General features: G+C 67.9%; 15 protein-coding genes, 1 tRNA gene and 1 pseudogene. 12 read left to right on the top strand and 5 right to left on the bottom strand.

Going from position 1 to position 18,713, the window contains the following annotated elements; all coding sequences use genetic code 11:
- The first annotated feature begins 55 nt into the window (after nt 1–55).
- The 7 genes from LRH25_RS20040 (at nt 56) to LRH25_RS20070 (ending at nt 6,809) form a co-directional block, all read left to right on the top strand.
- The gene (locus tag LRH25_RS20040; protein ID WP_141289457.1) at nt 56–901 is read left to right on the top strand and encodes an ABC transporter ATP-binding protein; all 846 of its coding nucleotides are present in this window, start codon (nt 56–58) and stop codon (nt 899–901) included.
- A complete protein-coding gene (locus LRH25_RS20045) occupies nt 898–2,445 on the top strand; it encodes an ABC transporter ATP-binding protein (RefSeq protein WP_231012049.1) in 1,548 nt (515 codons plus the stop codon). The genes LRH25_RS20040 and LRH25_RS20045 overlap by 4 nt, the downstream gene beginning before the upstream one ends.
- Nucleotides 2,442–3,167, top strand: a complete 726-nt coding sequence (locus LRH25_RS20050) for a cysteine hydrolase family protein (protein WP_211361670.1) — start codon at nt 2,442–2,444, stop codon at nt 3,165–3,167. The genes LRH25_RS20045 and LRH25_RS20050 overlap by 4 nt, the downstream gene beginning before the upstream one ends.
- 15 nt (nt 3,168–3,182) lie before the next feature.
- Nucleotides 3,183–5,009 carry an allophanate hydrolase gene (gene atzF / locus LRH25_RS20055; protein ID WP_231012054.1) on the top strand — a complete coding sequence of 609 codons (1,827 nt, stop codon included), beginning with the start codon at nt 3,183–3,185 and terminating at the stop codon, nt 5,007–5,009.
- The gene (locus LRH25_RS20060; protein ID WP_141290012.1) at nt 5,006–5,407 is read left to right on the top strand and encodes an AtzH-like domain-containing protein; all 402 of its coding nucleotides are present in this window, start codon (nt 5,006–5,008) and stop codon (nt 5,405–5,407) included. Before atzF ends, LRH25_RS20060 begins: the two co-directional genes overlap by 4 nt.
- 13 nt (nt 5,408–5,420) lie before the next feature.
- A complete protein-coding gene (locus LRH25_RS20065; RefSeq protein WP_141290015.1) occupies nt 5,421–6,131 on the top strand; it encodes a GntR family transcriptional regulator in 711 nt (236 codons plus the stop codon).
- A 108-nt stretch (nt 6,132–6,239) separates the two neighbouring features.
- A complete protein-coding gene (locus tag LRH25_RS20070; protein ID WP_141290013.1) occupies nt 6,240–6,809 on the top strand; it encodes a cytochrome b in 570 nt (189 codons plus the stop codon).
- Nucleotides 6,810–6,944: 135 nt separating this feature from the next.
- On the opposite strand, the pseudogene LRH25_RS33180 reads toward LRH25_RS20070, so the two are convergent.
- The 3 genes and pseudogenes from LRH25_RS33180 to LRH25_RS20085 form a co-directional block, all read right to left on the bottom strand.
- Nucleotides 6,945–7,430: pseudogene (locus LRH25_RS33180) on the bottom strand (acyltransferase); the annotation flags it as partial.
- Nucleotides 7,431–7,821: 391 nt separating this feature from the next.
- Nucleotides 7,822–9,906: a VC_2705 family sodium/solute symporter gene (locus LRH25_RS20080; RefSeq protein ID WP_231012055.1), complete on the bottom strand. Its 2,085-nt coding sequence runs from the start codon at nt 9,904–9,906 to the stop codon at nt 7,822–7,824.
- Nucleotides 9,903–10,205, bottom strand: coding sequence for a DUF4212 domain-containing protein (locus LRH25_RS20085; protein WP_231012057.1), 303 nt, complete (start codon nt 10,203–10,205; stop codon nt 9,903–9,905). The genes LRH25_RS20080 and LRH25_RS20085 overlap by 4 nt, the downstream gene beginning before the upstream one ends.
- A 186-nt stretch (nt 10,206–10,391) precedes the next feature.
- Here LRH25_RS20085 and prfB point away from each other — a divergent pair.
- The 4 genes from prfB (at nt 10,392) to LRH25_RS20105 (ending at nt 16,271) form a co-directional block, all read left to right on the top strand.
- A protein-coding gene (prfB, locus tag LRH25_RS20090; RefSeq protein ID WP_141290052.1) for a peptide chain release factor 2 occupies nt 10,392–11,496 on the top strand; the annotation gives its coding sequence in 2 pieces (ribosomal slippage) (nt 10,392–10,472 and nt 10,474–11,496; 1,104 coding nt in all).
- A 156-nt stretch (nt 11,497–11,652) separates the two neighbouring features.
- Nucleotides 11,653–14,328 (top strand): aminopeptidase N, encoded by a 2,676-nt coding sequence (gene pepN / locus LRH25_RS20095; protein WP_231012058.1) that lies wholly within the window; start codon nt 11,653–11,655, stop codon nt 14,326–14,328.
- Between the two features lie 124 nt (nt 14,329–14,452).
- Nucleotides 14,453–15,481 carry a class 1 fructose-bisphosphatase gene (locus tag LRH25_RS20100; RefSeq protein WP_141291218.1) on the top strand — a complete coding sequence of 343 codons (1,029 nt, stop codon included), beginning with the start codon at nt 14,453–14,455 and terminating at the stop codon, nt 15,479–15,481.
- Nucleotides 15,482–15,506: 25 nt separating this feature from the next.
- Nucleotides 15,507–16,271, top strand: coding sequence for a hypothetical protein (locus LRH25_RS20105; protein WP_141291216.1), 765 nt, complete (start codon nt 15,507–15,509; stop codon nt 16,269–16,271).
- Here LRH25_RS20105 and LRH25_RS20110 read toward each other — a convergent pair whose 3' ends face one another.
- Complete coding sequence (locus LRH25_RS20110; protein WP_231012059.1) at nt 16,272–16,907, bottom strand: D-sedoheptulose-7-phosphate isomerase; 636 nt, start codon at nt 16,905–16,907, stop codon at nt 16,272–16,274.
- A 260-nt stretch (nt 16,908–17,167) separates the two neighbouring features.
- Between LRH25_RS20110 and LRH25_RS20115 the strand changes: the two genes are divergently transcribed.
- Nucleotides 17,168–17,243 (top strand) — tRNA-Thr (locus LRH25_RS20115).
- A gap of 37 nt (nt 17,244–17,280) precedes the next feature.
- On the opposite strand, the gene LRH25_RS20120 is transcribed toward LRH25_RS20115, so the two are convergent.
- On the bottom strand, nt 17,281–18,669 hold the full coding sequence (locus LRH25_RS20120; RefSeq protein ID WP_231012060.1) for a pyridoxal phosphate-dependent decarboxylase family protein: 1,389 nt from the start codon (nt 18,667–18,669) through the stop codon (nt 17,281–17,283).
- Nucleotides 18,670–18,713 lie beyond the last annotated feature (44 nt).

An 18,713-nucleotide genomic window follows, 5' to 3' on the forward strand; every position in this document is an offset into this window, starting at 1 on the left:
AAGGGGCGAACTCCCTCTCGGAGGGACCGGCCGCCAGGCCGAAGGGAGCCACATCATGAGCGGTGATCAACTGCCTGTCTCGGCCATTCCCACGGAAGTGAAGCTGACCACGCCCGAGAGCAGCGTGCTGACGCTGCGCGCGGCGCCCAACACCCACGTCACGGTGCGCGGGCTGTGCAAGTCCTTTGCGGGCCAGGTGCTCTACAAGGACTTCAACCTGGATCTGCCGCGCAGCCAGATCGTCTCGATCTTCGGGCCGAACGGCTGCGGCAAGTCCACGCTGATGAACATGATTGCCGGGCTGGTGCCGCTGGACTCGGGCGAGATCCTGTTCGACGGCAAGGGCCTGAAGGACACGCGCATCGGCTATGTGTTCCAGAACTACCGCGACGCGCTGTTCCCTTGGATCAGCGCCTGGGACAACATCGCCTACCCGCTGCGCCGGCAAGGCATGAAGGCGGCCGAGGTCAAGCAGCGGGTCGACGAACTGGTGGCCTTGTTCGAGATCCGCTTCGACCTGAAGCGCTACCCCTACGAACTATCCGGCGGGCAGATGCAGACCGTCTGCATCATGCGGGCGCTGGCGCCGCGGCCCGAGGTGATGTTCCTGGACGAACCGTTCTCGGCGCTGGACTTCGAGATGACGCTGTTCATCCGCGCCAAGCTGCAGGAGGCCCACCTGGCCACCGGCGTGAGCATGGTCATCGTCTCGCACGACCTGGAAGACGCGGTGTTCCTGGCCGACCAGATCCTGCTGCTCACGCGCCGGCCCACGCGCATTGCCGAGCTGGTGCCGTTCACGATGCCGCGGCCGCGCACGCCGGAAGCGGTGTCCGACCCCGAGTTCGTGCGCGTCAAGGCCCACACGCTGGAGGTCTTCCGCCGGGAGATGCAAGCATGAACGCAGTTCCGCTGGAGACTTACAACCTGACCAAGCGCTTTGGCGCCTTCACCGCGCTGGGCCAGTGCTCGCTCAGCGTGCGGCCCGGCACGGTGCATGCGCTGCTGGGCGAAAACGGCGCGGGAAAAAGCACGCTGGTGAAGTGCATCGTCGGCTACTACCTGCCCGACGATGGCGCGGTGCTGGTGGACGGGCGCGAGCAGGCCATCACCTCGCCCACCGTCGCACGCGACCTGGGCATCGGCATGGTCTACCAGCACTTCACCGTGGTGCCCGGCATGACCGTGGCCGAGAACCTGCTGATGGCGCGCGGCCACCTGCCGGCGGTGATCCCATGGAAGCGGGCCCGCGCCGAGCTGACCGAATTCATGCGCAGCACGCCGTTCAAGCTGGACCTGGACGCCACGCCGCTGGACCTTTCGGCCGGCGAGAAGCAGAAGCTGGAGATCCTCAAGCAGCTGTTCCTGAAGCCCCGCTTGCTGATTCTCGACGAGCCGACCTCTGTGCTCACGCCGCAGGAGGCCGACGAGGTGCTGGGCGCGCTGCGCGAGCGCGCCCATGCCGGCGACTGCTCGGTGCTGATGATCACGCACAAGTTCCGCGAGGTGAGCGCCTATGCCGACGACGTGAGCGTGCTGCGCCGCGGCCGGCTGGTGCACACCGGCATGGTGGCGGACAGCACGCCCGAGCAACTGGCGCAGGCCATGGTGGGCGGCGGCGAACCGGGCAGCCGCGCGCCGCGCGAAGCCGTGGCGCGCGAAGTGCGAGAACCCGGCGAAGTTCAGCTGGCAGTGGACCAGTTGGAAGTCATGGGCGACCGTGGCGAGCCGGCGGTGCGCAGCCTCAGCCTGGCGGTGCGTGCCGGAGAAATCGTCGGCGTGGCCGGCGTCTCGGGCAACGGCCAGCGCGAGCTGATGGAAGCGCTGGTGGGCCAGCGCGCGCGCGGCAGCGGCAGCGTCAAGGTGGGCGGCCAGCCGTTCGCCGCCACGCGGCGCGAGAACCGCAAGCTGCGCGTGCGTGCATTGCCCGAGGAGCCGCTGCGCAATGCCTGCGTGGGCGACCTCAGCGTGGCCCACAACATGGGGCTGCGCAATTTCGACGAGCCGCCGTTTGCCACCGGTGGCTGGGTGCACTGGGGCCGGCTGCGGGCGCGGGCGCGTTCGTGGATCAGCGAATACGGCGTGAAGACCCAGGGCGAACGCGCGCCCATCCGCAGCCTCTCGGGCGGCAACGTGCAGCGCGCCGTGCTGGCACGGGAACTCTCCGAGCCGGCGCGGCTGCTGCTGGTCTCCAACCCGGTGTTCGGGCTGGACTTCGCCGCGGTGGCCGAGATCCACGGCCGCTTGATTGCCGCGCGCAACAGCGGCACCGCGGTGTTGCTGGTCAGCGAGGACCTGGACGAGCTGCTGGCGCTGGCCGACCGCATCGTCGTGATCAGCGAAGGCCAGATCGTGCACGACGTGCCGGCCGCGCAGGCCGACCGCCATGCGCTGGGCGCCTTCATGGGCGGCAAGCACCACGAACCGGCACAGGAGGCGGCATGACGGAAACCGAAGCCCTGGTCCGCCCCGACCGGATCGAGATCGAGATCGACGCCCAGCCTTTCGCCTATGCCTTCTCGCCTGCGGCCAGCGCACTGGTCATCATCGACATGCAGCGCGACTTCGTCGAACCCGGCGGCTTTGGTGCCAGCCTGGGCAACGACGTCTCGCTGCTGCAGGCCATCATTCCGACCTGCCAGGCGGTGCTGCAGGCCTGGCGCGCCGCGGGCGGCTTGGTGGTGCACACCCGCGAAGCCCACAAGGCCGACCTGAGCGACTGCCCGCCCGCCAAGCGCCTGCGCGGCAACCCCTCGCTGCGCATTGGCGACCAAGGCCCGATGGGCCGCGTGCTGGTGGCCGGCGAACCGGGCAACCAGATCATCCCGGAGCTGGCGCCGAGGCCCAACGAGATCGTGGTCGACAAGCCCGGCAAAGGCGCGTTCTATGCGACGCCGCTGCACGCGATGCTGCAAGGCCAGGGCATCACGCACCTGGTCTTCATGGGCGTGACCACCGAAGTCTGCGTGCAGACCTCGATGCGCGAAGCCAACGACCGCGGCTACGACTGCCTGCTGGTGGAAGACGGCACCGAGAGCTACTTCCCGGCCTTCAAGCAGGCCGCCATCAAGATGATCCACGCCCAGGGCGGGATCGTCGGATGGACCGCGCCGGCCGCACCGCTGATCGCCGGGCTGGCCAGTTGGCAGCCTCTTTCCGACACCTGAATCCTTCCTTCCCTCATGAACCCGCGCCAAAATCTGCTGACCCTTGAAGACTGGCGATCCGCCTACGCTGCAGGCGCTCAACCCCAAGCCCTGCTGGGTGAGCTGCTCGGCCGGCTGTCGCCCACCGACCCGGCCTGGATTGCCCGGCTGGACCAAGCCGGCCTGCAGACGGAGCTGGCCCGGCTGGCCACGCTGGACCCGGCCAAGGCGCCGCTCTGGGGCGTGCCGTTTGCCGCCAAGGACAACATCGACGCCGCCGGCTGGCCGACCACCGCCGCCTGCCCGGCCGCCGCCTACCAGCCCACGGCGGACGCCAGCGTGGTGGCCCGGCTGCGCGCGGCCGGCGCGGTGCTGGTCGGCAAGACCAACCTGGACCAGTTCGCGACCGGGCTGGTCGGCACACGCTCGCCGTTTGGCGAAGTGCCCAACACCTTCGATGCGGACTACGTCAGCGGTGGCTCCAGCTCCGGCTCGGCCAGCGTGGTGGCGCGCGGCATCGTGCCGTTTGCACTGGGCACCGACACGGCAGGCTCTGGCCGCGTGCCGGCCGGCTTCAACAACCTGGTCGGCTGGAAGCCCACGCCGCATCGCCTGGGCATGCAAGGCGTGCTGCCGGCCTGCAAGAGCCTGGACGTGGTCTCGGTCTTTGCGCTGACGCTGGGCGACGCCGGCGAGGTTGCCGCGCTGATTGACGGCCCGGACGAGGGCAGCCCCCTGCCCGCCCCGCCGCTGCGCCCGGCCTGGCTGCCGGAGAAGCCGCGCATGGGCGTGCCCATGCTGCCCGAGCTGGACACGGTGCTGGGTTACGACGCCCCCTGGCGCCAGGCCGAAGGCCGCGCCCGCGCGCTGGGCGCCGAGCTGGTGCCGCTGGACTTCACGCCGCTGTTCGAGGTGGCGGCGCTGCTCTACCAGGGCCCGTGGGTGGCCGAGCGCTATGCCGCAGTGCGCGAGCTGATCGAACGCAGCCCAGAGGTGATGGACCCCACGGTGCTGGAGGTGATCAGCCAGGCTCGCCGCTTCAGCGCGGCCGATGCCTTCGACGGCCGCTACAAGCTCGAAGCGCTGGCGCGCGCCATCGCACCGATGTGGCAAAAGGTCGACGCGCTGATGGTGCCAACCGCCCCCACGCACCCGACGCTGGCGGAGGTGGCCGAGCAGCCGGTGGCGCGCAACAGCGCACTGGGCCGCTACACCAACTTCGTCAACCTGCTGGGCATGGCTGCACTCGCGCTGCCCGGCGGCTTCACCGCCGCCGGCCTGCCGTTTGGCGTGACCTGGATCGCGCCGGGTGGAGCCGACGCCGCGCTGGCCGACTGGGGCCGGCGCTGGGAGCAGGCCCGGCTGGCCGAGGGCGACATGGTGCTGGGTGCGCGCCTGCGACTGGCTTCGCCTTCCGACACGATGCTGCGTCAACTGCCGGCCAGCACGCCCACGTTGGCGCTGGCCGTCGTCGGTGCGCACCTGCAAGGCTTGCCGCTGCATTACCAGCTTCGCGAGCGCGGCTGCCGGTTGCTTGCGCGCACGCGCAGTTCGCCACACTACCGGCTGCACGCGCTGCCAGGCACCGTGCCGCCCAAGCCGGCGCTGGCCCGTGTGGGCGCCGGCGAGGCGGGTCATGCCATCGAGCTGGAGGTCTACGAAATGCCGCTGGAGCAGGTCGGATCGCTGCTGGCGCTGATCCCGCCGCCGCTGGGCCTGGGCTCGGTCGAGCTGGAAGACGGCCGCTGGGTCAAGGGCTTCATCTGCGAGCCCGCGCCGCTGGCGGACGCGCCAGACATCAGCGAACACGGCGGCTGGCGCGCCTACCTGGCCAGCCGAGCCCTGGCCGGCACCAACACATGAGCTTCACCAACGAAGCCGTTGATCGGCAGGACGTGCTGGCCGAAGTCACCGCCTGCTTCCATGCCTACGAAGCGGCCTTCATGGCCAACGACCTGCCCACGCTGATCGGCTTCTTCTGGCAGGACGAGCGCCTGACCCGCTACGGCGTGGCCGACCGCCAACTGGGCCACGCCGAACAGGCGGCCTACCGCCACAGCGTGCCCACGCCCAGCTTCACCCGCCAACTGGAGAACCTGCGCATCAGCAGCTTCGGGCCGGACACGGCCGTTGCACTGGTCGAGTTCGTGCGCAGCGACTCTTCGCTGCGCGGCTTCCAGAGCCAGACCTGGGCGCGGATGCCAGAAGGTTGGCGCATCGTCAGCGCCCATGTCAGCATGATCCCCTGGCCGCCCACGTAACATGACCATCGTCATGAAGTCGTCGCCAGTTCCCGTTGAATCAGAAACGTCTGTCGAGGCCGCGCCGCTGAGCCTCGCCGAACAGGCCTACCGCCAAGTCAAGGCGCTGATCTTCGACTTCAGCCTGATGCCGGGCGACCGCTTCAGCGAGTCCGACCTGACCGGCCGCGTGCTGGTCAGCCGCACGCCGCTGCGCCAGGCGCTGCAGCGGCTGGAGCGCGAAGGTTTCCTGCAGGTCTTTCCGAAGCTGGGTTGGCAGGTCGCGCCGCTGGACTTCGATGCGTTCGACGAGCTGTATGACCTGCGCGTGCTGCTCGAATGCCACGCAGTCGCCAAGCTCTGCGAAGCCGAAGACAGACCGCAACTGGCAGCCCTGGCCGCCGTCTGGCTGCAGCCAGACATCGAGCGCACCGAAGACCCGACAGCGGTGCGCGACCTGGACGAAGGCTTTCACCGCGGGCTGGTGGAAGGCAGCGCCAACCGCGCGATGCTGCGCGTGCACGGCGAGATCACCGACCGCATCCGCATCATCCGCCGGCTGGACTTCACCAAGCCAGCTCGCGTAGAAGCCACCTACGACGAACACGCGCGCATCCTACGCGCCATCACCCGCCGCCGCTCGGACGAAGCCCAACGCCTGCTGCGGGCGCACATCGAGCAGAGCAAGCTCGAAGTGCGGCACATCACGCTGGACATGCTCTACAAGGCACGGCAGAAGGATTGAAAGGCGCAGCCGCTCTTGCACCTGTTTGCCAGCGCTTTGCGCCAGCGCAGTGTCGAGACAAGGGGGAAGGCCGACAATCGATGGGTCGCCACCTTTCCCTGGAAAGCCATGCAACAGCCATCCACCACCCGCTACGACGTCCTCAGCCAGGTGTTTCACTGGGTCACGGCGATCGTGGTGACGATTGCCTTCATCCTCGGCCCAGGCGGATTCGGGCGACTGATGCACCAGGGCGTGGACCCCGCCACGCGCAGCGACATCGTCTGGCACGAGTCGCTGGGCATCCTGGTGCTGGTGCTGACCACGCTGCGCCTGATCTGGGTGGCTGTGCGGCCGGCCGCGCCGCAGGTGCCCATGGCCGGCTGGATGAAACGATCAGCCAAGCTGGGCCACCTGGCCCTGTGGGCCTTGCTGCTGGCGCTGCCGCTGACGGCCTTGCTGGCACTGGGCAGCGAAGGCCACCCGCTGACGCTGCTGGGCGGGGTGCGGGTCGGCCACCTGCCGTTCATTGTCGATTCAGGCCTTGGCGAACTGGCCGACTGGGGCGATGTGCACGGCTTGCTGGGAGACGTGATCATGTGGATCGCCGGCCTGCACGCCGCCGCCGCCTTGTTCCATCACTTCGTGCTCAAGGACACGGTGCTGCTGGCCATGTTGCCCCGCCACAAGCGGCGCTGAATGCCCTGCGGCAAGCGGGTGCTCGGACTCGCATGCAGCCGCTCCTCCCCCTTGCGGCCGCGCGGGCAGCTCCGTGATCTCGGTTTCGCGCTTCTGTACCAGGATCTGGTCAGGCGCGTACTGGCCCTTGATGACGCTGCCGGCGCCAATCACGCAGTTGTCGCCAATCACCGTGCCGCGCAGGATCACCGTGTTGGCGCCGACCCAGACGTTGTCGCCAATGACGATGGGGGACGTCTTGAATGTCGATTTTCCCAGGCCTCCTGCAGGACGGGCTGAGCGGTCATGGTCATGGTCGTACACCATCACGTTCGGCCCGAATTGCACGCCCTTGCCGATGCGGATGCTTTCGTGGCTGACGATCATGCAGCCGTGATTCATGTACGAGTGCTCGCCAATCGACACCTTGGCATGACCGCGCACCCGGATTCTCGAACCGCCTCGAATCTTCACGCCCCAACCCAGCGCAAGGCTGGCTTGCCTGCCGAGGTCGATTTCGGCAAACGGCGAAACCACGCTCCAACGGGTGAATTGGAAACCCTTCACATGGAAGAGCTTGAGGATGCAAAACCTGATCAGCGAATAAGCGACGCACATCGCCCCCCGAATGTATTTCTTCATCTGCGGCTTTCCTGCCTACTTTCCAGCCCATGCGCCGCCGAACGATCCCGCCCCACCGGCCCGGGCCTTGCCGCCTGCGCTGGCGCATCTGTCTCGCTGGCAAGGCCTTGCTGCACAGACTCGTGCCAACGCTGGAACCACGCTTCGGCGCCAACGCCTAGCTTGACGGCACAGGCGCTGCGCCTTGCCGCGCGGCGGCCGGCAGTGTGTATCAGGCGGTGTCAAAGTCGCGGCGGCTGCGACAGCCTGGCTTCCGCGGGGGCGTGGCGGAAAACCCTGCGTTGCCTGGCTATCGCCTGCGGAAGGCAGCGAACACGATGCAAGGACTACACCACTGCCGAAAACGCATCAGTTTCAGCTTGATACAGCGAGGCAGACCTGACCGCCGGCCTCAACCCGGATGCCGCAGATCCTCCACCCACTGCCGCACCTCTGGCGGCGGAGGCGGGGTCAGCAGGCTGACGACGATGGTGACCAGGAAGCCGAAGGGCACGCCGAAGACGCCGGCGGAGATGGGCTGGATGTCCCACCACAGCCCCGCTGGCGCGGTGATGCCGAACAGGCCGCGCAGCCACGGGTGGGTGGCGGCCATGTAGCCGAAGCACAGGACCAGGCCAGCCAGCATGCCGGCCGAGGCACCCCAGCGGTTGGCGCGGCGCCAGAAGAAGCCCAGCACCAGCGCGGGAAAGAAGGCCGACGCAGCGAGCGAAAACGCGGCCGAAACCAGGAACAGGATGTTGGCCGGCTTTTGCGCGGCGACGCTGGCCGCTGCCAGCGCCACCACCAGCAACAACAGCTTGGACAACATGACCCGGCGCGCGGTGCCGGCCTGCGGGTCCAGCACCTTGTGGTACAGGTCGTGCGAGAGCGCGTTCGAGATCGTGAGCAACAGGCCGTCTGCTGTGGACAGCGCTGCGGCCAGGCCGCCGGCCGCCACCATGCCGGAGATGACGTACGGCAGCCCGGCGATTTCGGGCGTGGCCAGCATGATGATGTCGCCGCCGATCTTCAGTTCGGCCAGCTGCAGCACGCGGTCGTGGTTGATGTCCACCACCGACAGCAGCCCGGGGTCGACCCGGTTCCAGTTGGCGATCCAGGCCGGCAAGGCATCGAACGAGGTGCCGACCAGGTGGGTGAAGATTTCGAACTTGACCATCACCGCCAGCGCCGGCGCGGTCAGGTACAGCAGCAGGATGAAGAACAGCGACCAGGCGACCGACTGGCGCGCTTCGCGCACCGAGGGCGTGGTGTAAGAGCGGGTGAGGATGTGCGGCAGCCCGGCGGTGCCCAGCATCAGGCAGAAGACCAGCGCAAGGAAATTGCGGCGCGAGGCCTCGAAGGCGTGTTGCTGCTCGGGCGTGCCGTCCGGGTCGCCTGCGAACTGGGCGGCATGGTCCGGCATGCCAGCCAGCGGGCGGGCGCGGGCCTCCAGCGCCTCGCGCTCGGCGCGCCAGCCCACGATGGCGCTGGCCTCGTCCTTGGGCAAGGCGGCCATCTCGCGCTCGGCCGCCTGGACCTGGTATTGCGGCGCGTCGGCCTTCTGCAGTGCGGCAATGCGCTGGCGCGCTTCGGCCCGCTCGCTGGCCAGGGCTTCGGTGGCGTGCAGCTGCTTGTCGCCCAGCTCGTTGGCCCGGGCGTGGAAAGCCTGGATGGCGGACAGCTCGGCCGGGTCCGACTTCAGCCGTGCCTCGGCTTCGGCCACCTTCTGCAACTGCTGGCCGTAGACCGCCTGCGGAAACGGCACGCCGGTCTGCTTGACGCTGAGCCAGACGACCGGCACCAGGTAGGCCAGCAGCAGCACGATGTATTGCGCGACCTGGGTCCAAGTCACCGCGCGCATGCCGCCCAGGAAAGAGCAGACCAGGATGCCGCCCAGGCCGAGGAACACGCCGATCTCGAACGAGGCAATGTGCGTCAACCGGGTGGTGATGAGACCGACGCCGTAGATCTGCGCCACCACGTAGACAAACGAGCACAGCACCGCCGCGGCGACGCCGATCAGCCTCGGCAGGTGGCCCTGGTAGCGCGCGCCGAGGAAATCCGGAATGGTGTACTGGCCGAACTTGCGCAGGTAAGGTGCCATCAGCAGCGCCACCAGGCAGAAGCCGCCGGTCCAGCCCAGCACGTAGGCCAGGCCCTCGAAGCCGGTCAGGTACAAGGTGCCGGCCAGGCCGATGAAGGAGGCTGCGCTCATCCAGTCCGCCGCGGTGGCCATGCCGTTGTAGACCGCCGGCACGCGGCGGCCGGCCACGTAATACTCGGCCGGGTCTGTCGTGCGGCAGACCACGCCGATGACGGCATAGACCACCACCGGCGCGGCCAGGAACACGAAACCGATGTACTGGCGCGGCATGCCCAGCCGCTCCAACAGGCCCATGCCCAGCACAAACAGCACGAAGCAGAGCGCAAAGCCGAAATAGATCGCGTGCAGCCGGTGGCGCGCCCGCCGGCCGACGTGCGGCTCAGATGGGTTCATCGCGGCTCATCGAAACCATGCGCTTCGTCGATGCTCGGCGTCAGCAGCGCGAACACCACCACCAGCAGCAGGTAGACCAGCATCGCGCCCTGCGCGGCCATCCAGAAGCTGAACGGCCAGCCGAAGAAGCCGAAATTCATGCCGCGTGCATGCCAGGGCAGCACGAAGCTGACGAGCGCCCACACCACCAGCAGCGCCAGCGTCAGGCGCCGGGTGCTGCGCCAATGCCGGCGCGCTCGCTCAGGCAGCGGCGCTGCCGCGGCGGGGGCGCGGCGCTCGGACTCGCGGGTTGGTGTCATGGGCAAGAAAACGGCGATACGACCTGGCATGCGGGGCGCCATTCGGCGGCCCCGAAAGGATTGTCAGGTCAATCCCGCCACCGAATGCCCGACTGCGGCCGCCCTCCAGGCCGGGATATACCCCGAGCAAAGCGCCCGCCGTGAGAAAATATGGGGTTTGGACAAGATAGAAGACAAGGATCCGTCATGGACATCGAACGCATCAATGCCATTGGCAACTCGCTGGCCGACCTGACCCAGCGCACCCTCGATCTACGGGGGTATCTTTGACTACGATCGCAAAGCACTGCGGTTGAACGAAGTCAACGCCACGCTGGAGAACCCCAACATCTGGAACGACCCCAAGCGGGCGCAGGAGTTGGGCAAGGAAAAGAAGCAGCTCGACGAAGTGGTCGGCACCATCGACCACCTGACCAGCAATCTCTCGGACAACACCGAGCTGTACGACATGTCCAAGGCCGACGAGGACCTGGATGGGCTGCTGGCCATCGAGGCCGACGCCGACAAGCTGCGCGAAGTGGTCGAAGGCCTCGAGTTCCGCCGCATGTTCTCGAACCCGGCCGACCCGAGCAACTGCTTCATCGACATCCAGGCCGGCGCTGGCGGCACCGAAGCCTGCGACTGGGCCGGCATGCTGCTGCGCCAGTACCTGAAATACTGCGAGCGCAAGGGCTTCAAGACGACGATGGAAGACGAAACGCCGGGCGACATCGCCGGCATCAAGAGCGCCACCATCAAGGTCGAAGGCGAGTATGCGTTTGGCCACCTGCGCACCGAGACCGGCGTGCACCGCCTGGTGCGCAAGAGCCCGTTCGACTCGGCCGGCGGCCGCCACACCAGCTTCGCCTCGCTGTTCGTCTACCCGGAAGTCGATGACTCTATCGAGATCGACATCAACCCGTCCGATGTGCGCACCGACACTTTCCGCGCTTCCGGCGCCGGCGGCCAGCACATCAACAAGACCGACTCTGCGGTGCGGCTGACGCACATCCCGACCGGCATCGTCGTGCAGTGCCAGGACGGCCGCAGCCAGCACAGCAACCGCGACGTGGCCTGGAAGCGCCTGCGCTCGCGGCTGTATGACTTCGAGATGCGCAAGCGCATGGAAGAGCAGCAGAAGCTGGAAGACACCAAGACCGATGTCGGCTGGGGCCACCAGATCCGCAGCTATGTGCTGGACCAGAGCCGCATCAAGGACCTGCGCACCAACGTCGAAGTGTCGGCCACCCAGAAGGTGCTGGACGGCGACCTGGACGGCTTCATTGCCGCCAGCCTCAAGCAAGGCCTGTGAGCCTTGCCGCGCCCCTGAACCGACCGAACCCGACTGACCTGACCTGACGCCGGCCCGCGGGCCGGCGCCTGGGCCGGGGCGGACAGCCCACCCGGCCAACCGCACCCGGCGCCCACGCCGAAAACAACTGAACCCACGAGGACGCCCAACATCATGATGCGTGAAGGCACTGCCCCCCTGATCCGCCGAGAAGACTACCTGGCCCCGGCCTACTGGATCCGCCGCGCGGACCTGTGCTTCGACCTGGATGCCACCAAGACCATCGTCTCGAGCAAGCTGACCATCGAGCGCAACACCACGCAGGACGTGCAGCCGCTGAAGCTGCACGGCGAAGACCTGAACCTGCTGCGCGTGCTGGTCGACGGCCACAGCGTCTCGTTCCGCCAGGAGGGCGCGCTGCTGATCATCGACGCTCCGGCGGCCGATGCCTTCACGCTAGAGATCCGCAACACGGTCTCGCCCGAGAAGAACACCCAGCTGAGCGGGCTGTACGCCTCCGGCGGCGGGCTCTACACCCAGTGCGAGGCCGAAGGCTTCCGCCGCATCACCTTCTTCCAGGACCGGCCGGACGTGATGGCCGTCTACACCGTCACGCTGCGCGGCGACAAGAAGAAGTACCCCGTGCTGCTGTCCAACGGCAACCTGGTCGAGCAAGGCGAGCTGGACGCAGGCCGCCACTATGCCAAGTGGCACGACCCGTTCCCCAAGCCCAGCTACCTGTTCGCGATCGTTGCGGCCAACCTGGTGGCGCGCGAGCAATGGGTGCGCACCCGCTCGGGCAAGGACCACCTGCTGCAGATCTTCGTCAAGCGCGGAGACCTGGACAAGACCGAACACGCGATGAACTCGCTGATCGCCTCCATCGTCTGGGACGAGGCCCGCTTCAAGCTGCCGCTGGACCTGGAGCGCTTCATGATCGTCGCGGTCGACGACTTCAACATGGGCGCGATGGAGAACAAGGGCCTGAACCTGTTCAACACCAAGTTCGTGCTGGCCAGCACCGCCACTGCGACCGACGTCGACTTCGACGGCATCGAAAGCGTGGTCGCCCACGAATACTTCCACAACTGGACCGGCAACCGCATCACCTGCCGCGACTGGTTCCAGCTGTCGCTGAAGGAAGGCCTCACCGTGTTCCGCGACCAGGAATTCTCGATGGACATGGCCGGCAGCGCGTCGGCCCGCGCGGTGCGCCGCATCGGCGACGTGCGCACGCTGCGCGAGCGCCAGTTCCCTGAAGACGGCGGCCCGATGGCCCACCCGGTGCGCCCGGATGTCTACCAGGCCATCGACAACTTCTACACCGCCACCGTCTACGAAAAAGGCGCCGAGCTGGTGCGCATGATGCACACCCTCGTGGGCCGCGAAGGCTTTGCCGCCGGCATGGGCCTGTACTTCGAACGCCATGACGGCCAGGCCGTGACCTGCGACGAATTCGCGCAGGCCATGGCCGATGCCAACCCGCACAGCGCGCTGGCCCAGCACCTGGACGTGTTCAAGCGCTGGTATGCCCAGGCCGGCACGCCGCGCCTGGTCGCGCACGGCGAGAGCGACGCCGAAAGCGGGCGCTACACGCTGCGCCTGTCGCAGTCCAACACGCCTTCCGCCGGCCAGCCCTACAAGCAGCCCAACCTGCTGCCCATCGCCATCGGCCTGCTGGACCGCAACGGCCAGCCGCTGCAGCTGCAGCTGGAAGGCGAAGATGCACCCGCCGGCACCGAGCGCGTGCTGGTGATGACCGAGGCCGAGCAGAGCTTCACCTTCATCGGCCTGCCGACCGCTGACGTCGTGCCCTCGCTGCTGCGCGGCTTCTCGGCCCCGGTGCTGCTGAAGGACGGCCTGTCCGACGCCGACCTGCTGGTGCTGATGGCGCACGACACCGATGCCTTCAACCGCTGGGAAGCCGCCCAGCGCCTGGGCGTGAATGCGCTGCGCGCCGCGCTGACCCACGACGACACGCCCGTGCTGGACGCGGCCTTCGTCGAAGCCTTGCGCACGCTGCTGCGCGACCCTTCTCTGGACCCGGCGTTCAAGGAACTGGCGCTCACGCTGCCGTCCGAAATCTACGTGGCCGACCTGGTCGAGAACATCGACCCGCAGCGCCTGCACGCCGCCCGCGAAGCCATGCTGGACCAGTTGGCCAGCGCGCTGCAGGCCGACTGGGCCTGGGCCTTCGAGCACTACCAGGTGCGCGGCGGCTACCTGCCCAACGCGGAACAGAGCGGCCAACGCGCGCTGACCAACCTGGCGCTGGCCATGCTGGTGCGCCATGCCGTGGCCAGTGGCGACAACGTCTGGCCGGGCCGCGCCTACCAGCGCTTCAAGGACGCCAGCAACATGACCGACCGCCTGGGCGCCATCGAGGCGCTGGTCAACGCCCATGCCGAACTGGCCACGCCTGCGCTGGAGCGCATGCACGCCCTGTTCAAGGACGAGGCCCTGGTGCTGGACAAGTGGTTTGCACTGCAGGGCCGCGCAGCCGAGCGCGGCGGCAAGGTCTTCGCCCGCATCAAGCAGCTGATGCAGCACCCGGACTTCACGCTGGGCAACCCGAACCGCGCACGCGCGCTGCTGTTCTCGTTGACCGCCATGAACCCGGCTGCCTTCCACCGCACCGACGCGGCAGGCTACGTGTTCTGGGCTGACCGCGTGATCGAGCTGGACGCCATCAACCCGCAGCTGGCCTCGCGCTTCGCCCGCGGCCTGGACCGCTGGCGCAACCTGGCCGAGCCGTACCGCAGCGCTGCGCGCGAAGCGATCGCCCGCGTGGCCGCCAAGCCCGAGTTGAGCGGCGACACGCGCGAGATCATCGACCGCGCCCTGCAGGATTAGGAATGGAACACCCGGCTGCGGCGTACCGCAGCCACCCTCCGAGAGGGTGCTCAGGCCGCTTGGGGCGGCCCGGCGCTGGCCTGAGCTTCTCGGCGGTCACGGTTTTTACATCAGGAGGAATCCAATGAGTCAACGTGTCAGCCTGACCCAATACCTGGTCGAGCAGCAGCGGGAGCACGGGCACATCCCGGCGCAACTGCGGCTCTTGATCGAGGTGGTGGCCCGCGCGTGCAAGCGCATCGCGATCTCGGTCAACAAGGGCGCGCTCGGCGAAGTGCTGGGCACGGCCGGTTCCGAGAACGTGCAGGGCGAGGTGCAGAAGAAGCTCGACATCATCTCCAACGAGGTGCTGATCGAGGCCAACGAATGGGGCGGCCACCTGGCCGGCATGGCGTCCGAAGAGATGGACTCCATCCACGTGGTGCCCAACCGCTATCCCCAGGGCGAGTACCTGCTGATGTTCGACCCGCTGGACGGCTCCAGCAACATCGACGTCAATGTCTCCATCGGCACCATCTTCTCGGTGCTGCGCAAGACCGACACCCAGCGCGGCGTCAGCGAGGAAGACTTCCTGCAGGCTGGCAGCCAGCAAGCGGCAGCCGGCTACTGCGTCTATGGCCCGCAGACCACGCTGGTGCTGACGGTCGGAGACGGCGTGGCCATGTTCACGCTGGACCGCGAGCAAGGCTCCTGGGTGCTGACCGAGGAGAACGTGCAGATCCCGGCGGACACCAAGGAATTCGCGATCAACATGTCCAACATGCGGCACTGGGACACCCCGGTGAAGCGCTACATCGACGAATGCCTGGCCGGCAAGACGGGCCCGCGCGGCAAGGACTTCAACATGCGCTGGATCGCCTCGATGGTGGCCGACGTGCACCGCATCCTGTGCCGCGGCGGCATCTTCATGTACCCCTGGGACCAGCGCGAGCCGGACAAGCCCGGCAAGCTGCGCATGCTCTACGAAGCCAACCCGATGAGCTTCCTGATCGAGCAGGCTGGCGGCATGTCGACCAACGGCCGCCAGCGCATCCTGGACCTGAAGCCGGGCAAGCTGCACGAACGCGTCAGCGTCGTGCTGGGCTCGAAGAACGAAGTGCAGCGCGTGACCGACTACCACCTGCAGCACGACGCCGAGAAGGCCAAGGGCTGAACCCACCGCAGCCCCGCATGCCGCCATGAACACCGACTTCATCTATTGGACGTTCACGGCGGCAGCGCAGTGCGTGTCGACCTTCGTCGCCCTGCTGCTGACCGGCTACGCGCTGGTGCTGTCGCAGATCGAGTCGGCACGAGACCGCGACGACTCGCTGCAGGACATCCATGACGCGCTGCGCATGTCCTACCACAGCCGCCTGACCTGGCTGGCCTGGTTGACGGCCATCGCGGTCGTGCTGAGCCTGCTGGTGGTCTGGGTGAACCGGGCCAACATCCCGCCGCCGGACGCGCTGATGGGTGGTGCCGCGTTCATGGACACGCTGGCCATCGTGGCCGGCCTGGCCTTCGTGGTCACCATCATCGACCCGCGCAAATACCAGAAGGCGGCAGAGCGCGAACTGGAGCAGCAGGCGCAGCTCAAGGAAGGCGAGGACGCCGCCAACCGCACGCCCTCAACCGAGTTCTTCCGCGTCTACCGAAAGCTGGAGCGCTCCCTGCGCGACCTGGCCATGCGCCAGGGCATGGAAGAAGCGCCCACCGAAGGCCGCAGAGGCAGCGCAGCCGGCAGCCTGCGCCAGGTGGCGGAAACCTTGATCCAGCACGAGGTGATCAGCGAAGAGCTCTACAGCGAACTGCAGCAGATCATCAAGTACCGCAACCTGCTGTTCCACGGCCATGTGAAAGAGGCGAATTTCGCGATGGTCGAACGGGCCCGCCATGCCACCGGCAAGCTGAAAGCCGCCGCCAAGCACGCCGACCATCCCGCTCGAACCGAGACCAACTGATCAGCCCAGGCCCAGGCCCACTTCGATCAGCCCGCACAGCAAATGGCCCAGGAACATCTGGGCTTCCTGCTGGTGAACCTGCGCCGCCGCCGGTGTCAACAGGCTCAGGTGGCAAGCCTGCTGCAAGGCCAGGTTGTCCGGCCCCAGCAAGCCAAGAATGGACAAGCCCTCCTCGCGCGCTGCCTGCACCGCATTGAGCAGCAGCGTGGGTGCGCCAGCAGCCGCCGGCTCCACCGAAGTGCTCAGCGCCAGCAAGGCATCCCCCGGCCGGCCGAGCCCACGCACCTGCCTGGCATACAGGTCCAGGCCATCGCCGTCGCCCCAGGGCACGCCGTCGGCCGACAAAGCCAGCACCGCCAACGGCCGTCGCCCTCGCGCCGAGCGTCCTGCCAGCCGGCCCGCCAGGTAGCGCGCCAGCGGCACCGAGGCACCCTGCCCGCACAGCAGCAGCTTGCCGCCGGCCGACAGGCAGGCCGTCAGCCGCTCGGCCATCTCCGCCAGCGGCGCAGCCTGCGCTTCGAGTTGATCGAATACCGCGCGGTGCGCGGCCAGGGCCTGCGCCATGGCCACGGCGCCGCTGCCTGCCGCTTCGGCAGACCCGGTGGAAAACGCCAGCGGTTCAGTCAGCAAGGTCATGTTGCGATCCCCCCAAGGGCTGCAGCACGCAGGCGCCGATGCGACACCCGCGCATGACTGCAATCCTTGTTTTCGCCCGCATGGTGACAAAGCCTGAGCGCGCCAAACCGTGAAAAAGCACCGCTTGGCCCTGTCTTTCATTTGCTTGCACCTGAGCGGCAGGCGCGGCGGGGCTCATTTCCTCACCGCGCCGCAGCCCCAAATTTTCCGGGCCCAAACGATTCAAGCGCTCAAAAATGCCTGCTAGAATTCTGGTTTTCGCCGGTGTAGCTCAGTTGGTAGAGCAGCTCATTCGTAATGAGAAGGTCGAGGGTTCGACTCCTTTCTCCGGCACCATCTCAAGGAAAAAGCCGACGCCAAGCGTCGGCTTTTTTCATTGCCGAAGCCGCTGGTTTGCGATCCGCAAGATGGCGGCCAGACTGCGCTGCACGTCCGAGTCAGTGGTCGCCCAGGAGCACACACTGATGCGCATCGCGGCGTGGCCCTGCCACTGCGTGAGGCCACACCAGCAGGTGCCGTCGGCCTGCAATGCCTCGATCACGCCACGCGTGGCCTGTGCATCGCCGAAGCTCACCAGCACCTGATTCAACACAACCTCGTTGAGCACCGCGAAACCGGCGCCGCGCAGGCCCTGAGCGAAGGCACGCGCGTGGGCGCAGCAGCGCTCGACCAACGCCGCCACGCCGCTGCGGCCGAGCGCGGACAAAGCGGCCCATGCGTCCACGCCCCGCGCGCGCCGCGACAGTTCTGGCGTGAAGTCGGACGGCGTCCAGGCATTGCCGGTCGTCGGCAGGTAGGCCGCTGTCACCGACATCGCAGCACGCAGTGCGTTCGCGTCGCGCACGAACACCAGCCCGCTGTCGTAGGGCACGTTCAGCCACTTGTGCGCATCGGTGGCCCAGGAGTCGGCCTGGTCCACGCCCGCGGAGAGCTGGCGCAGCGCCGGCGCGGCCTGTGCCCAAAGGCCGAAGGCGCCATCCACGTGGACCCACGCACCGTCGCGGTGGGCCTGCTCGCACAGCTCGGCGAACGGATCGAAGGCACCGGTGTTGACGTTGCCCGCCTGCACACACACGATGCTCGGCCCGGCCAGCCGCGGCAGGCGCTCGGCCCGCATGCGCCCTTGGCCATCCACCGGCACCGTGACGACCCGGCTGCGGCCCAGCCCGAGCACCCCCAAGGCCTTGAACAGCGTGGGGTGGGCCTCGGCGCCGACGACGACCGTGATCGGCGGCGCGCCGAACAGGCCGTCGGCCTCGACGTCCCAGCCGGCGCGCGCCAGCACGGCGTGGCGCGCGGCCGCCAGCGCGCACAGGTTGCCCATCGTTGTGCCGCTGACGAAGGCGCCCGCTGCATCAGGCGGCAAGCCGAGCAGTTCGCGCAGCCAGCGCAGCGCAACAAATTCGAATGCGGCCGTCGCGGGGGCGCCGGTCGGATTGGCCGAGTTCTGATCCCAGGCGGTGGCCAGCCAGTTGGCGGCGACGGTGACCGGCAGTGCGCCGCCGACGACAAAGCCGAAGAAGCGACCGCCGGCGCTCGCCATCGTGGCCGGCGAACCGAACTCGTCCAGCCGCCGCAGCACGGCGTCGGCGGCCTGCGGGTGTTCGTTCAGGGGCTGGTCGAGCTCGGCGAGCCGCGTGACCGCGTCAGCCCCCGGGCCCACCGGGCGTTCGTCCAAGCCTGCAAGATAGTGCGAGGCGCGCAGCGCGGCGTCGTGCAACAGCGGGTTCACGGCGTCGCGCCCGTCGATCTGATCATCCATTGGCCCCAGCGGAGTCGCCGCGCATGGCGGCCTTGGGGCCCATT

This window comes from Ideonella azotifigens (genome assembly GCF_021043325.1).
Classification (GTDB): Bacteria; Pseudomonadota; Gammaproteobacteria; order Burkholderiales; family Burkholderiaceae_C; genus Ideonella; species Ideonella azotifigens.